Here is a 15586-nt window from a genome sequence, read left to right on the forward strand (position 1 = left end):
CCGGCTGTTGGTTGTTGTCGGAGCAGGCTATTGAGCAACGACTTGATCTCTGAACGTCTCAGGTAAGCGTGGGAACATGGTTGCGCGTGTGCGAGCCGGAATAAAAGGGGGTTGCCCCATCTTTTTGAGTACTTCAAGCCCACCAGCCGGATCCAGGAGATAGGAGAGAAAGGCTTCAGCGGCTTCCCTGTTCGGAGCCTTGTCGAGCAGGGTGACGCCGTAGGTGATAGATTTACCAACTCTTTCGAGAGTTGTTCCGGTTTTTTTCCCGGTCACGGTGACGCGGGCTTGCCGATAGAAGTTATCCATGGCGACATCTCCAAGATTGATGTGCCGATCCAGTGCGATATATTCCAGGTTGTGCTGGACCGCCACGGAAAGGTATTCGAATGCATAATCCATTTCGCCATGTTTGAGCAGTGCCACAAGCTCCTTGGCTTTGGGGCGAACGTTTTCCGGCGGTCGGTTTTGCATGCAGGCCGCATAGAGTCCATTCTTTGCATAAAACTTTTCCGCCAGTTGCAGAACCATGAGACTCCTATAGCCGCACGGGTCCAGGTCCGGGTCCGAGTGGCCCCATATGACATTTTTATTCTGGAGGATTTCATACCAGTTATCCTGATTGATAGTTTCAGCCATCCGACTGGTTTTGGTATAGCAAAGTACGATTTGGTTGGAGGCAAACTGGATATTCCATGAAGCGAAATCAGGGATCAGATTTTTGTCGATGACGACATAATCGGCGGAGGCCATGATGTCTGTCTGTTCTCCGGTTTCCGAAATGAGGCGGGCCATCTTGGTACTTCCCCCGGCTTTGGTCCTGATTTTGACATCCGGGTATCGGGCCTGGAATTCTTTGGTCATGGCTTGCAACGGTACGGTGAGGCTTCCGGCATGGTATATTACAAGCGTGCCGGAGGGTTCGGCTCCAGCGTGTGTCGCTGACAGGAATATCAATCCGATAATCATGTATAAAGAGCACAAGAAATGGCGACAAGTCATGAAATTCTCCAATGTTGAGAGTCGTATGATCTCTTTTCCCTTGAGCACGATGAAGTCTGTGCGTCAACATCAGCATACTTCGTATGAGTCTGACACAAAAAAAGAAGGCCGGAAGAGTGCAACTCTCCTGGCCTTCTTGACACATTATGGTTCTTGCTAGTTGGCAACGATATTGACGAGTCTGTTGGGGATGACAATGACCTTGCGGACTGTCTTGTCCTCAATGAATTTGACCACGTTTTCCATGCCAAGGGCGATCTTTTCCGCCTCGTCCTTGGGGGCGTTGTTGGGAGCCTGGAACTTGCCGCGAACTTTGCCGTTGACCTGGACAACCATGGTGACTTCATCCTTGACTAAGGCTTTTTCGTCAAAGATCGGCCATGCCTGTTTCGTCAGGCTCTGTGCATGTCCTGTTGCCTGCCACAATTCTTCACAGATATGGGGTGTAACCGGAGAAAGCAGGGTGACTGCTGTGGCAACGGCAGACGACAGAGCCTCAGGGTTCTCTTCGGCCAATTGGTCCTTGAGGTGGTACATCTCATTGACCAGTTCCATGATGGCCGCGATGACTGTGTTGAATTGGAATTCGTTTTCAATATCGCGAGTGGCCCGGCGAATAGTGTCATGCTCCTTGAACCGAAGTTGCTTTTCAGCTTCGGTCTGGGGCGCGTCAAATGAGGCCGGACCAACAGGTTTCAATCGGTCCTGCTGGTCTTCCACAAGTCGCCAGAGGCGGTTGAGGAAGCGGAATGCGCCCTCGATACCCTGGTCTGACCACTCCAATTCCTTGATAGGCGGAGAAGCAAACAGGATAAAGAGGCGAGTTGCATCTGCTCCGTACTGGCTGATCATGGCATTGGGATCGACTACGTTGCCCTTGGATTTGGACATCTTGCCGCCATCCTTGAGCACCATTCCCTGCGTCAGCAGGTTTGCAAACGGTTCGGTTGCCTTAATGAATCCGGTGTCACGAAGCGCCTTGGTGAAAAAACGTGAGTACAGCAGATGTAAAATGGCATGTTCGATGCCACCGATATACTGATCCACGTTCATCCAGTAGTCAGTGGCTTCCTGGCTGAATGGTTCCGTTTCATTGCGCGGGTCGCAGTACCGCATGTAGTACCAGGACGATTCGAAGAAAGTATCAAATGTGTCCGTTTCTCGGCGTGCGGGCTTGCCACAGTGTGGGCAGTCGCAGTTGACGAACTCTTCCATTTGGGGAAGAGGGGACTTGCCATCTTTTCTGACCTGCGCATTTTCAGGAAGCATCAGCGGCAGTTGGTCTTCAGGGACCGGGACCGTTCCGCACTCTTTGCAATAGATAATGGGAATGGGTGCGCCCCAGAAGCGTTGGCGAGAGATATTCCAATCCCGCAGGCGGTAATTGACGGCCATGGTGCCTTTGCCGGAGGAGTCCAAGTGCTCGACTATTGCCTGTTTGGCATCTTCATTGAGCATGCCGTCAAACTTATCCGAGTTGACGAGATAGCCGGGAGCGGCATAGGCAGCTTCCAGATCGGATTCGGCCAAGATTTCGCCCTTGTCGTGCAACTCTTTAGGGTTGATGACGATTTTGAGCGAAAGATTGTATTTGCGGGCAAATTCGAAATCACGCTGATCATGAGCCGGGACAGCCATGACTGCTCCGGTCCCGTACCCCATCAGCACGAAGTTGGCGATGAATATGGGTATTTCTGCACCTGTGACGGGATTGATACAGTATCTACCAGTGAAAATGCCTTCTTTTTCCAGATCATCGGCTCCGCGTTTGATGCGGTCCATATTCCTGATGTTGTTGATAAAAGATTCTATTTCGTCCTTATTCTCCGCCTCGGCGATCAGTGATTCGACCATGGGATGTTCGGCTGCCACGGACATGAAAGTGGCCCCGTACACGGTGTCGGGACGGGTGGTGAAGACCGTGATGGTTTCGGCCATGTCCTTGACCTGGAACGTCAGTTCGGCTCCGTAGCTTTTACCTATCCAGTTCCGTTGCATGGTCAGGACACGTTCAGGCCACCCGCCATCCAGCATTTCCAGATCCTTGAGCAATTCATCTGCATAATCGGTGATGCGCAGGAACCACTGCTCCATGTCTTTTTGCTCGACAACAGAATCACAGCGCCAGCACAATCCGTCCTCGACCTGTTCATTGGCCAGAACGGTATTGCAGTCCGGACACCAGTTCTGTGGTGAGTCTTTGCGATATGCGAGGCCTTTTTCCAGGAATTTGAGGAAGAATTTCTGTTCCCATTTATAGTATTCCGGGCGGCAGGTAGCGATCTCGCGTCGCCAGTCGTAGGAGTACCCGAGGCGCTGGAGTTGTTCACGCATCTCGGAAATGTTCTGGTAGGTCCACTTGGCCGGGTGGGTTTCATTCTTGATGGCCGCATTCTCAGCAGGCAGACCAAAGGCATCCCACCCCATGGGATGCAGGACATTGAACCCCTGCATGGTCTTGAAGCGGGCAACCACGTCGCCGATGGAGTAATTACGGACGTGCCCCATATGGATCTTGCCCGAAGGATAGGGAAACATTTCAAGCACATAGTACTTGGGTTTGCTCTCGTCCACCTCGACTTCGAAGCAACAGGAATTCTGCCATTCCTGTTGCCATTTTTTCTCAATTGCTTCCGGGTCGTATTTGCCTAAGGCCATGTCTGCGTCCTTGTGGGAATGGGGTACTAGTTTTTGAGGTTCTTTGCCGCTCCGTCGAGCATACCATTGACGAATGAGCGGGATTTTTCATCCCCAAACGTTTTGGACAGCTCAATGGCTTCATTGATGGCGGCCTTGACCGGGATGTCTGTGTAGATCATTTCGTAAAGGGAGAGTCTGAGAATGGACAACTCCACTAGAGCGATTCGTTCGATTTTCCAGTGTTGGGAATTGTCACGGATGGTCGCGTCCAACTCGGTACGTTTGGCATCAACGCCCAGTACCAGATCTCGTGCAAACTGACGTGCAGTTTCGGATTCTTCTTCCAGCACAAGGGGGTTGATATCGAACTGGTCTTCAATGCTCATGGGGTTCTTCGCGTCGACGAACTGCGTACCATAGAGCACCTGAAAGGCGAGGGTGCGTCCAACCCTGCGGATGCCGGGCCTGTTGCCCTTTTTTTTACCGGACATGAATGTCAGCATCCTGAGTGGTTTGAGTGAAAAATATCATGAAGTGTTCCAGACAATAGTTACAGGTGGTTTTCGGGGTATGGTCAATTCCATCGAGAAAAGCTCGTGTGAATCGTTTCCCGAAGATTGTGAAAGCGCATTGGGACATTCGTGATGCCCGCATTGTCAAACGGGCACCGTGATGTCTTGTGTCAGCAGGCTAGATCTGTTCCAGTACGCGGATGGTTTCAAGCAGGGCTGAGGCAGCCTCAACTCCCTTGTTTCCGCCCTTGGAGCCTGCACGTTCAATGGCTTGATCCAGAGAGTCACAGGTCAGCAGACCAAAGCCCATGGGAACGCCTGTTTCCATGCTCGCCTGGGCGACACCTTTGGCGCATTCGTTACAGACATAATCAAAATGAGGGGTCGCTCCGCGAATGACTGCACCGAGGACCACGACACCGTCATAATCACCGGAACGAGCCAGTTTTTGCGCCGCGATGGGCAGTTCGAAAGCACCTGGCAGACGGACCAGAGTCAGGTTGTCTTCGCTTCCACCGTGCCGGACGAAGTAGTCCGTGGCTCCGGAAATGAGGCGATCGACAATGAAATCATTGAACCGGGCAGCCACAATGGCAATTTTGACGCCTTGGGCGTTCAGTTGGCCTTCGATAGTCTTTACGGGCATGGTCATGTCTCCCCCAGAAAGGTGATGAATCTTTTTCGCTGTGGCTTCTTCCCGACCCATTCATTTTCACGAATTGGTTAAGGGGGTGTTCTCTCCACAGTCTCAGAATTGGGCTCATCACCATCCTGATGTGTTTCTCTCTAATGATATACAGCGATATACTATAGTTTTTCTTTTTACTTTTCGTCAACTTTGATCATGTGATCCATCTTGTCACGCTTGGTCTTAAGATATTTTACATTGATCTCACATGCGTCCACTTCAATGGGGACGCGCTCGGTAACTTTCAGCCCGTAGCCTTCAAGTCCCACCATCTTTTTAGGATTATTGGTCATGAGTTTCATCTTGGAGACGCCGAGAGCAACCAGAATTTGCGCTCCTGTGCCGTATTCGCGCATATCCGGCGGGAAGCCGAGCTTGACGTTGGCTTCGACCGTATCAAATCCCAGGTCTTGCAGGTGGTATGCCTTGATTTTGTTACCCAGGCCGATTCCTCTGCCTTCTTGGCGCATGTAGACAAGAACTCCCTTGCCCTCGTTACGAATCATGCACATGGCGTCGGCCAACTGAGGGCCGCAATCGCAGCGCAGGGAACCGAACACATCGCCAGTCAGGCACTCGGAGTGAACGCGAACCAATGTCGGTTCGTCCGGGGTAATGTCTCCCATGTACAAGGCGATATGTGTCTTGCCGTCGCACTCGGAGTGGAACGCCACGGATTTGAAATTACCCCAGCGGGTCGGGAGGGTGGCCTCGGCAATTTTTTCAACGCAGTGACCGTTGAATTTCATGCGGTAAGCGATAAGGTCAGCTACAGAGCATATTTTGAGATCGTGCTTTTTCGCGTAAATTTCAAGGTCGGGCAAGCGAGCCATGGTTCCATCTTCATTCATGATTTCGCAAATAACGGCTGCGGGCTTGAACCCGGCCAGCCGGGCGATATCGGAACCACCTTCTGTTTGTCCGGCGCGGACCAGGACGCCGCCGTCTTTGGCCCGTAGGGGAAAAATATGTCCCGGCGTGACTATGGAAGTTTCATCTGCTCCGTCCTCGACTGCGGTCAGGATGGTGGTCGCGCGGTCGGCAGCGGAGATGCCTGTGGTCACTCCTTCACGGGCTTCGATGGAAACCGTGAAGTTGGTGCCGAACCCGGATTCGTTTTTCTGGGCCATCAGTTGCAGGCCCAGATTGTCAGCCATCTCGTTGCTCATGGGCAGGCAGATCAATCCACGGCCATAGGTCGCCATAAAGTTGATGATCTCAGGGGTGACCGCTTCCGCAGCGCAAACCAGATCGCCTTCGTTCTCGCGATCTTCGTCGTCCACCATGATGACCATTTTGCCTTGGCGGATATCTTCAATGGCCTCTTCGATTGTGCACAATCCCATGTTCATTACCTCGTAAAAAAAATTTCTCCCCGAAACCAGTGGCAGGACACGAAATGCCACCCGTCAACGCGGAACCAAACTACTTATCGTAAATATCTGGAGTAAGGAAGGGGAATTTTTCCCCAAAAAAAACGTGTCATAACAGTATGCTAGAGATGTCTATTCGTGTGGAGTCTCTGCTTTCTGTCCTCATCTCTCAGGGGAGATAGGCATTGAAATCGGCTTGGCAAGTCGTCCCGTGTTCTACAGTGTGGTTGACTCTGTCCTGGGAGTGTAAACCTTGACCGTGTTTTTACCGCTTTCCTTGGCCTGTTTGAGCGCATACCATGCCGCCTGGATCAGGATGTTCTTGGTACTGCCATTGTGCGGCTCAAGTTCTCCGACTGAAGCGACCCCGGCGCTGATCGTCACATTGAGGCGTGGCCCTTCCATGGCAAGGTCGTTGACTTCAACGACATTGCGCAACTTTTCGGCTGCGATGGCCGCGTCTTCCGTCCCTTGAGAAGGGAGAATGATCGCAAATTCCTCGCCGCCATATCGTGCGATGATGTCTGAGGTTCGAATGTTGGCACTGAGCAGACGGGCGACTTCGGTCAGAGCAGTATCGCCAGCCGGGTGCCCATGAATCTCATTTAATGCGCTCAAATTGTCGATATCAATAAATATGAGAGAAAGGTTTGTTCCGTAGCGGGCATCTCGGTCTACTTCCTCTCGCAATCGATCAAAAAAAGCATGTCGGTTGATGAGTCCGGTCAGTTCATCTGTGACAGTCAATCGGCTTATTCGCCGTTCTGCTTGAGCCAATTGTCGGCGTAGCCGCAAGGTCATAGTGTTCATGATGACAATGATTAGGGCGGCCGTCATCCCGCCGAGAGCCAGAAATATGAGCAGATTGTCATGAAGGGCTTTCTGCTGATTGGAGATATCAAGATTCAGGGAGATGCCTCCGAGGACATCACCGATTTTGATCCCTTGTCCGGCATGGCAGAAGAGACAGTCGTCCGTGGCTTTGAGTGGTGCCATATAGCGGAAGAGGGTTCGTCCGTCCCTGGTCTCTTTCTGTGTCGATTCCAGTGCTCCGTTGTGAAATGAAAGGAGTGCTGTACGTTCAAATGAGTCCGGGGCATTGGCCGCGTTGAGCGGTTTCAGGCCTGCCATGTGGTAGCTGAAAAGATCATTGGCATGTGCCAGTCTGGAAATTTCACCGGTCATGGAGGCTGGCGCACTTCGTGTGAGGACATGACCGTCGAGGGTGGTAACGGTTTCGCCTTTCCAGGGTGTCTGGATGCCGTTGCCGGCTGATTGCTCGACGTAAATATTCCCGTGAGCTGCATGCCACTTGCGGGTCAGCATGATATGTTTGAAGTGTGCTCTCGAACTTTCAAGCCATTGATTTTGAATAAGCCGTCTGTCAAGCTGATAGATTGCCGAATACAATCCGATGGCGATAAGAACCGCCACCAGGCTTGCCTGGACCATAAATGTGATCCTGTCCCTGAAACGACGTGTCTCCCGTGATGTCGTCATGTTCCTTCAACCCCGAATCTGTCAGATTTTCCACCGTGTTGTCAGAAATATAAGCAGATTGTGCCTCGGAAGAAAAGAACACTTTTCCGATATGTGATAAAATATCGGCCCGACACGATTCTATCATGCCGGGCCGAGTGCTTTTTTTATATCAAGTGCATCAGGGGGTGACTTCTCGTAGGGGAGCAGATGAGTTGTAATCCTTGGAAGCCGGTACCATGCTTCGTTCTCCGGCTAACCTGTCGAGCAGGTTCTGTTGTCGTCTCGAGAGTGCGTTATGATCGAGATTGCGGCCTGCATCGTAGATGCCGACAATCTCTTCAATAACAGTCATGCTGTGCGCTTTGCGATGCCAGTTCAGAATATTCAGGTAATCGGCTTCGTACTTGCCTGGATAGTCCCATCCATTGCAACGGTCGACGACCAGTCGGCGGGAAACACACAGGCACAAGGGGTCAATATTTCCTTGCCGAACAAGAGAACCTGCGTCTTCCACCGGCAGAAAAGGCTTGTCGAATGCCAGTTGTGTATCAATCCGTCCTATGATCATTTCAGCGTCGAAATGCTTCAGGTAGGTACGCAGTGCATGCGGCTTGAGGACATTGTCATCATCTAGGAATATGAGCTTGTCACCGCCCGCTATCTTGAGCAGCATGTTGCGTATGCCGTTTCCCCAATCATTATCAATGGGTAGGTTGAAGCTTCGAACTGGGTAGACGCTTGTGGGCACACGCCCCTTGACTCCGTCAAAGCCTATGAGGATTTCCAGTTGTCCCTTTTCCAGTCCTGCGAACCGTGCCGCTTGCTCGACAGAATCCACTGCCTTTTGCAGCGCCTTCGGTCTCAGGCCTGTGGAGGGGGTGATGATCGAAAAGAGTATGCCTTCCATGGCCGTGACCTCCTCTCCCTCCCCGCGAGTTGTGCGGGTTCTATGGGCGCTTTGCGACGCCCTGATTATGCTGTCTTTTCATGAAAAGAACTCTGCTTTTCATTGTCGTTATCGGCGTGGATTACAGATATCTTTAGGTCGGTGACAATGTATTATTGAAAGTTTCTTCGTCATTGCTGCCGGAGGGGCTGAAGAGCTATCGGCATTGAAAATGTGCGAGGCCTCTGACGCATGTGCGTCAAAGGCCTCACATTCCCATTATCCTCATATCCCGCTTCCTCAAACGGGACAGGAGAAACTATCTAATTGCACAGACAATCGCTGAAAACGACCCGGTCCGTGTATTCTGCCTGTTTTCCCTTGTTCCACCGTGACACAGGTCGATAGTACCCGACTATACGAGTATAGACCTCGGCTTCTTCGCCACAGGTCGGGCATTCGAAATGCTCGCCGAGCACATAGCCATGCTCTTTGCAGATGGAAAAGGTCGGTGTGACCGAAATATAGGGGATTTTGGTCTTGGTGAATGCCTTGAGTATGAAGTTCCTGAGCGCGGCTGGATCAGTCACAGCTTCGCCGAGAAATGTATGGAACACAGTGCCTCCCGTGTAGAGCGGTTGGAGCTGGTTCTGGTGCTCAAGAGCGTAGAGTACATCCTCGGAGATACCCACGGGCAAGGCGGTGGAGTTGGTATAATACGGTGTTCCATTGCCCTGGGTCTTGATATCCGGGTAGAGAGATTTGTCGATTTTTGCCAGACGGTAGCTGGTCCCTTCCGCCGGGGTGGCTTCGAGATTATAGAGGGAGCCGGTTTCTTCCTGAAAGCGTGAGGTCAGACGGCGAAGGTGGTTGAGCACTCGTCTCATGAGACGGACGCCGCCTTCGGTTTCAATGCCGCGCCCTATCAAATTCAGACATGCTTCATGGCCTCCGAGCAGGCCTATGGTGGAGAAGTGTCCTTTGTAGCCATTTTTCAGGTAGCGCTTGGACCATGGGAACATACCTGCATCAAGGTTGTTGTTGATAACCTTGCGCTTGTACTCCAGGGAGTCCTTGGCCAACTCTGCATATTCGGTGATCAGCTCCAGAAAGTCATCCTCGCTCTGGGCAAGATAGGCGAGCTTGGGCAAGTTCAGGGTGACCACTCCGATAGAGCCGGTCAGGTCGCCTGCGCCGAAAAGGCCGCCAGTCTTGTTGCGCAACTCTCGTAGATCCATCTGGAGGCGGCAGCACATGGAGCGTACATCTTCAGGCTTGAGGTCCGAACTGATGAAATTCTGGAAGTAGGGCACGCCATATTTGGCCGTCAGCTTCATGAGCAATTCGCCGATTTCGGATTCCCATGGGAAATCTTCGGTGACATTATAGGTCGGGATCGGGAATGAGAAGATTCGATCATGGTGATCGCCTTCCAGCATGACTTCAATGTATGCCTTGTTGATCATGCCCATCTCGATTTCGAAGTCACCATAAGTCAATTCATCATCAAGTTTGCCACCCATGATGATGGGTTCATTGGCAATATGCTTGGGCGCGACGAGATCGAAGGAGAGATTGGTAAAGGGAGATTGTCCACCCCAGCGGGAAGTGGTGTTCAGATTGAAGACGAACTTCTGCATGCATTGGCGTACCTGCTCGTAGTTCAATCCGTCTTCACGGACAAATGGGGCAAGGTAGGTGTCAACATTATTGAATGCCTGGGCTCCGGCCCACTCATTTTGGAGTGTGCCGAGAAAATTGTTCATTTGTCCCAGTGCTGTGTCGAAATGTTTGGCAGGACCGGCAGACGCTCGACCTTCCAGGTTGAATCCTTCCAGAAGAAGGTCTCTCAGGGACCAGCCCGCGCAATATCCGGCCAGGCCAAAGGACAGGTCGTGGACGTGGAAATATCCGTGTTCGTGTGCGAGACGAATCTCTTCAGGATATTTTTCCAGAGCGTACCGGGCCTGGACAGTGCCGGACAGGTGCAGCATCAACCCCTGAAAAGAGTGGGTCATGTTGGCGTTTTCATTGACGCGCCAATCTGCTTGATCAAGGTAGGTGTCAATGACTTCCTTGATATCAAGATAGGCCGCTTTCTGGGAGCGGAGTTGCCTGCGTTTTTCTCTATAGAGAATATATTTCTTGGCGATTTCGAACTGCCGTGATTCCATGAGAATCTGTTCGACAGTATTTTGTACGTGCTCCTGCTCGGGAATCTCGACCCCGTCGAGTTTCTTTTCCACCTTGGCTGCAAGCCGTTTGCTCAGGATCGGGTCTTTGATACCACTGGCTGAGAGTGCTTTGAAAATTGCATGGGCGATGCGATCAGATGACCACGTCTCCAATCTGCCGTCTCGTTTCATTATCTGGCTGGGCATGCTCCGGGGTCCTCCTTGGGGGCACGTACTGTTGGATTTTGAGTTCAAATTCGGGCGGCAGGTAACTCTGGGCTATTTCCATATCGCCGTCAGTGAGACCGGGGACGCGGGTTGTTCTGAAGTAAAAAGCATCGGGCAGGGACGCTGCCATTTCAAAGATGCGCTCCAGGTTATGCCGGGCGGCGATTTCGGAAACCGCCTGCCCTGTCAGGGCCGGATACTTGCCGTATGGCCCTTTGACGTCAACGGCAAAGACATCTGCCAGTTTACAGTGCAAAAGATCTTTGACTATGTCCGGTCGCATTCCGTTGGTATCAACCTTGACGGGCAGACCAAATCTTTTAATCTCGTACAACAGTTCTCCTACACCATGGATCTGTGTAGGTTCTCCACCAGTCACCGTAACACCGTCGAGCCATCCGGCTCTGTCGCGCAGGTATGATTTGATATGTGCGTGGTCAATGACGGGCAGGCTTTGCATGTCCCACGCCAATTGGTGATTGTGGCATGTGGGGCAGCGTAAGTTGCAGCCGCCAAGAAAAATTATACAGGTCGCACGGCCAGGCCAGTCGCAGAGGCTGAGGTTCTCAAAACCACGTACGTATTCCCAGACCCCAGCGGGTTCGTTCATCCTGTGCTTCTCCATGTTCGTCGGGTGTGGCTCGCGTGCCAGTTGGTAAGGTCGCTGTTTCCCGTTTTTTCGGGTGGTATGACCCGTCATTTTACTTTCATATGCATGCTTTGAAACGAAGCAGCACATTCTTTGAGAAATATCTTACCAGTCATTTTTTGTACAGGGGGTATTCTGTGAATATTTGTCAACAGAGGTTGAATTTAGCTGTTTGAGGTAATTAAAGGTGATTTTTATTGGTTATAATATTTTTTCCACATCGATGAAGAAATAAGGATGACCATAATATCTACCTTTTTTCTCAAACAAGTTTAGAAAAATTTTTTTTCATGCGTAATTGAGAATGGTTTTCGACAGAAGCTGATGAATAAGAACAGGAAAAGAATGCTCATGGGCCAGAAAGCGAACTCTGACAAGGGTTGCTGGTTGGGAACATTTTCGGGCGAATTCCACAGCAGGGTGCTGCTCTCTTTTTCTCTTACAATCAAGTGTCAGAGATCGCATGAAAAAGGAGTGGGAGAGAGGAAGGGGGGAAGCTCTTTGAGTCTTTTCGAGGTGTTCAAGGGCATGAGTATCGCGAGGGAAGAGAGTGATTGGGAGTGCTGTATCTTACCCCTTTTTCATACGCCGACCGTGGAATCTTGTTCTGCAATGGTGATCTGAAGGTGAGTCACCTTGTGAAGCTGTTTTCTGCACTGATTTGACAAAGTTTTGATTCCATACCATGGGGGAAAAAGAATTTTCCTTGAAACAAAAAGAGAATATCCATGTGGCTTGTTATTGTCCTCAGTGTTGCAACATTGTTGACTGTCTATCTCGGCTGGCGGCTGATAAATCCGGCACCCCTTCCCCTCCGGTGGAAACTGATGGGGTGGTTGACCGTTGCGCTTCTTCTGTATGGACAACGCCTCGTCTGGGTTCTGTCTCGCTCCGGTCAGCGAGAGGGAGTGCTTTTCACTCTCTTCGATTGGGCAGGCTATACCTTTCTCGGTCTGGTTTCCCTGGTCGCCGTGATGATGGTGGTCCGGGACATTCCGATTTTGATACAAAGAACTCTGAGCGGCATTCGAAAATTGACCGTCAGGCGCAGTAAACGACCATACTTTATCGAGCCGAACAGAGAGCGTCGACGTTTTCTGCTCAATGCCACAAATGCCGCGATCCTGACCACGGCAGTGCCTCTGGCCGGTTTCGCCTTTTATGAGGCTCGGAGAGAACCAACAGTTATTCGTAATGAATTAAAGGTGATAGGGCTTCCAGATGGATTGGATGGATTTACCATTGCCCAGATTTCAGACACCCATATCGGGCCGACCATAGGGAGGGATTGGGTTCGTATGGTCGTGGACGACGTCAATGCCCTCGGGGCAGACATGATTGTCCATACTGGTGATATGGTCGATGGCTCAGTGGCTCAGTTGAAGGATTCGGTTCGGCCTCTCGCGGATTTGAAGGCTCCATACGGTGTCTGGATGTGTACCGGGAACCATGAATATTACTCGGGGGTGGAGCAATGGCTGGCAGAGGCTCGTCGCCTGGGCATGACCCCGTTGAACAACGAGAATCGGATCATTGACACTGGAAAAGGACGTCTTTTGTTGGCCGGAGTGACTGATTATCGCAGCGCACAACGCTATCCGGCGCATCAATCCTCTCCTGGGCAGGCTAAGTCAAATGCTCCTGAACACGATGTCTCCATCCTTTTGGCGCATCAACCAGTTTCGGTTTATGAGGCGAGTCTGGCTCGATTTGATGTTCAATTATCAGGGCATACTCATGGCGGGCAGTTCTTTCCGTGGACTTTGGCCATCCACCTTTTTCAGCCCTATGTTCGCGGGTTGAATCAGCATGAGAACACCTTGTTGTATATCAATGTCGGTACTGGTTATTGGGGCCCCCCCATGCGTTTGGGTACCGAGCCGGAAATATCCCTGCATACCTTGCGTAAAGCGTAGCGCTCTTGTCTGGTTCAGCTTGTCTGGAGAACGCTTCGGAGCCCTTTCCCTGGTGCCTCTTAAAGATGGGCGTTGGGAAGAGTGGCGGTGATCATTTTCAGAAAGGCCAGAATGTCGGGATGAAAAGAGCGGCTCCGCCACAGGCTATGAGAGCCATGGGAATCCCCATTCTCAGGAAATCGGAAAATTTGTAGCCACCGGGACCATAGACGATGAGATTGGTCTTGTATCCTATGGGCGTGGCAAAGCAGGCAGAAGCGCCAAAGGCGACTCCGACAATAAAAGGACGTGGGTCCACCCCCAGAGAGTCGGCGGTGGCTATGGCGACCGGCACAAGGAGGACTGCAGTGGAGTTGTTGGACAAGAAGTGGGACAGGACACTGGTCAGCACGATGATTCCCGTCAGAACCACTTGCGGTCCACTCCCACTCAGCAGGGAAAGAAAAGCTCCGGCATAATAGACGTCAGCGCCGGATTTCCGCATGGCGGCACCCAGAGCGATAGTCCCGATGATCAGCATCAGAATCTTGACATCCACAGCTCGATAGGCTTCTCGGATACTTAGGCATCCAGAGAGGATCATGCCGAATGCGGCTGCAAATGCCGCAGTCAGTATGTCTGTCATACCTGTGGCCACGGCCGGAATCATCAACAGAAACAGGCCGAGGGCAATGGGCGCTCGTTTCCAGTTTATGACATCATTGACAACATTGTCGTTGAGGATGATGAAGTCATCCTTGCGGCGGATTGCGTCCAGGGAGTTTTCCGTAACCTGGGCGAGCAGGACGTCTCCTATGCGGAGCCGCTGGGATTTTGCGACCTTCCATGAATAGTGTTCCTGGCGGCGGATGAAGCCGATGATGGAAACATCCTTGAAATAGGCGAGATAGAGATTGTGGAGTGGAACGCCCCTGACACTGGAGCCTGCGGGAATGAGCAATTCTACCAGCTTGGTGCCGCTGAGGTGGGGAGACTGAAAGCATTCGGCATCACTGCACATGGGGAGAGTCGCATCGCCTTTGTCCAATATCTTGGATATTTCATCTACTGTGCCCCGAACCAGAACGTAATCTCCTTCCTTGAGCAGAACTCGACTTCTGGACAGGTCATAGATGCGACCGCTCCGATAGACTTCATAGGCCTTGATCTTTTGATAGTCAGGCCCAAGTCCTTCATTCGGGTTGATGCCGATGAGTTGACTCTCCGGGGTTACCTCCAGTTCTGACAGATATGTTTCCTGCTCGGTCTCGCTGCTGGCGGCCATGCTGTCATGGGAGGGCATCAAGATATCCGAGAAGAGGAACATGAACACACCTCCGACCAGGGCAATGGGAACGCCGAGGACTGAAAGTTCGAACATGCCGATTGGCGCATGTCCCATATTGGTGGCCACGTCGCTGACAAGAATATTGGTGGATGTGCCGATCAGGGTGCATGTTCCGGCCAGGATGGAAATATAGGAGAGGGGAATCAGGAACTTGGAGGGTGCGAATCCGTAGCGGACACAAACCGCCATAATGATGGACATGAAGAGAACCACCACAGGCGTATTATTGAGGAAGGCCGAAAGTGTTCCTACCAGGACCAGGCTCAAAAAAAGTAGTCGGGCCTTGCTTCCCTTTGTCAGGGCTATTGTCAATTGTGTTACAAATGTCAGCGCGCCTGTGCGAACCAAACCTCGGCTGACCACAAAAAGGGCGGCGACGGCCAGGGGAGCGGGATTGGCAAATCCTGCCATGGCTTCTTTGGGAGTCAGTTCGCACGTGACGGTCAGGACCACGATAATACCGAGTCCCGTCAAATCGACGGGCAGTTTCTCACTGATCAATAAGATGACTGCAATGACCAGAATGATGGTCACGATGAGTATATCTGTGGGCATGGCATGTCCTCGAACAGAAATTATGGGTCTTATATGAGACTCTGCCACAGTGTTATGAATGTCAAGTGTGAGGCTGGCTGTTTGTAAAATACCCGGATTTTCGCAAAGGAGCTTGACGCTTTGTATTGAGAGGTCTAATTGGAGAGGTGGTCCA

At 51.6% G+C, this 15586-nt stretch carries 11 protein-coding genes; 1 reads left to right on the forward strand and 10 read right to left on the reverse strand.

Annotated features, from left to right (window positions below; genetic code table 11):
• Window positions 1–27: 27 nt before the first annotated feature.
• The 9 genes from wtpA to BN4_RS14170 all read right to left on the reverse strand — a co-directional run bounded on the left by wtpA (window position 28) and on the right by BN4_RS14170 (window position 11595).
• Window positions 28–1002 carry a tungstate ABC transporter substrate-binding protein WtpA gene (wtpA, locus tag BN4_RS14130; RefSeq protein WP_015416086.1) on the reverse strand — a complete coding sequence of 325 codons (975 nt, stop codon included), beginning with the start codon at window positions 1000–1002 and terminating at the stop codon, window positions 28–30.
• A 156-nt stretch (window positions 1003–1158) separates the two neighbouring features.
• Window positions 1159–3660, reverse strand: coding sequence for a leucine--tRNA ligase (leuS, locus tag BN4_RS14135; protein WP_015416087.1), 2502 nt, complete (start codon window positions 3658–3660; stop codon window positions 1159–1161).
• Window positions 3661–3686: 26 nt separating this feature from the next.
• The gene (gene nusB / locus BN4_RS14140; protein ID WP_015416088.1) at window positions 3687–4133 is read right to left on the reverse strand and encodes a transcription antitermination factor NusB; all 447 of its coding nucleotides are present in this window, start codon (window positions 4131–4133) and stop codon (window positions 3687–3689) included.
• 199 nt (window positions 4134–4332) lie between these two features.
• Window positions 4333–4800, reverse strand: a complete 468-nt coding sequence (gene ribH, locus BN4_RS14145; RefSeq protein WP_041721124.1) for a 6,7-dimethyl-8-ribityllumazine synthase — start codon at window positions 4798–4800, stop codon at window positions 4333–4335.
• 176 nt (window positions 4801–4976) lie between these two features.
• Window positions 4977–6188: a bifunctional 3,4-dihydroxy-2-butanone-4-phosphate synthase/GTP cyclohydrolase II gene (locus tag BN4_RS14150; protein WP_015416090.1), complete on the reverse strand. Its 1212-nt coding sequence runs from the start codon at window positions 6186–6188 to the stop codon at window positions 4977–4979.
• Between the two features lie 243 nt (window positions 6189–6431).
• The gene (locus BN4_RS14155) at window positions 6432–7715 is read right to left on the reverse strand and encodes a diguanylate cyclase (RefSeq protein WP_083863111.1); all 1284 of its coding nucleotides are present in this window, start codon (window positions 7713–7715) and stop codon (window positions 6432–6434) included.
• Window positions 7716–7875: 160 nt separating this feature from the next.
• Entirely contained in the window at window positions 7876–8604 is a 729-nt protein-coding gene (locus BN4_RS14160) for a glycosyltransferase family 2 protein (protein ID WP_015416093.1), read from the reverse strand.
• Between the two features lie 302 nt (window positions 8605–8906).
• Complete coding sequence (locus BN4_RS14165) at window positions 8907–10964, reverse strand: ribonucleoside triphosphate reductase (protein WP_015416094.1); 2058 nt, start codon at window positions 10962–10964, stop codon at window positions 8907–8909.
• Entirely contained in the window at window positions 10912–11595 is a 684-nt protein-coding gene (locus BN4_RS14170) for an anaerobic ribonucleoside-triphosphate reductase activating protein (protein WP_015416095.1), read from the reverse strand. Before BN4_RS14170 ends, BN4_RS14165 begins: the two co-directional genes overlap by 53 nt.
• Before the next feature lie 767 nt (window positions 11596–12362).
• On the opposite strand from BN4_RS14170, the gene BN4_RS14180 reads away from it, so the two are divergent.
• Window positions 12363–13550: a metallophosphoesterase gene (locus BN4_RS14180; RefSeq protein WP_015416097.1), complete on the forward strand. Its 1188-nt coding sequence runs from the start codon at window positions 12363–12365 to the stop codon at window positions 13548–13550.
• 97 nt (window positions 13551–13647) lie between these two features.
• Here BN4_RS14180 and BN4_RS14185 read toward each other — a convergent pair whose 3' ends face one another.
• The gene (locus BN4_RS14185; RefSeq protein WP_015416098.1) at window positions 13648–15432 is read right to left on the reverse strand and encodes an SLC13 family permease; all 1785 of its coding nucleotides are present in this window, start codon (window positions 15430–15432) and stop codon (window positions 13648–13650) included.
• Window positions 15433–15586 lie beyond the last annotated feature (154 nt).

It is taken from the genome of Pseudodesulfovibrio piezophilus C1TLV30 (genome assembly GCF_000341895.1).
In the GTDB taxonomy this organism is placed as follows: Bacteria; Desulfobacterota; Desulfovibrionia; order Desulfovibrionales; family Desulfovibrionaceae; genus Pseudodesulfovibrio; species Pseudodesulfovibrio piezophilus.

Excerpts from the sequence above, each read along its gene's own strand:
- wtpA (WP_015416086.1), bottom strand. The coding sequence starts at position 1,002 with ATGACTTGTCGCCATTTCTTGTGCTCTTTATACATGATTATCGGATTG.
- leuS (WP_015416087.1), bottom strand. The coding sequence starts at position 3,660 with ATGGCCTTAGGCAAATACGACCCGGAAGCAATTGAGAAAAAATGGCAA.
- nusB (WP_015416088.1), bottom strand. The coding sequence starts at position 4,133 with ATGTCCGGTAAAAAAAAGGGCAACAGGCCCGGCATCCGCAGGGTTGGA.
- ribH (WP_041721124.1), bottom strand. The coding sequence starts at position 4,800 with ATGCCCGTAAAGACTATCGAAGGCCAACTGAACGCCCAAGGCGTCAAA.
- BN4_RS14150 (WP_015416090.1), bottom strand. The coding sequence starts at position 6,188 with ATGGGATTGTGCACAATCGAAGAGGCCATTGAAGATATCCGCCAAGGC.
- BN4_RS14155 (WP_083863111.1), bottom strand. The coding sequence starts at position 7,715 with ATGACGACATCACGGGAGACACGTCGTTTCAGGGACAGGATCACATTT.
- BN4_RS14160 (WP_015416093.1), bottom strand. The coding sequence starts at position 8,604 with ATGGAAGGCATACTCTTTTCGATCATCACCCCCTCCACAGGCCTGAGA.
- BN4_RS14165 (WP_015416094.1), bottom strand. The coding sequence starts at position 10,964 with ATGCCCAGCCAGATAATGAAACGAGACGGCAGATTGGAGACGTGGTCA.
- BN4_RS14170 (WP_015416095.1), bottom strand. The coding sequence starts at position 11,595 with ATGAACGAACCCGCTGGGGTCTGGGAATACGTACGTGGTTTTGAGAAC.
- BN4_RS14180 (WP_015416097.1), top strand. The coding sequence starts at position 12,363 with ATGTGGCTTGTTATTGTCCTCAGTGTTGCAACATTGTTGACTGTCTAT.
- BN4_RS14185 (WP_015416098.1), bottom strand. The coding sequence starts at position 15,432 with ATGCCCACAGATATACTCATCGTGACCATCATTCTGGTCATTGCAGTC.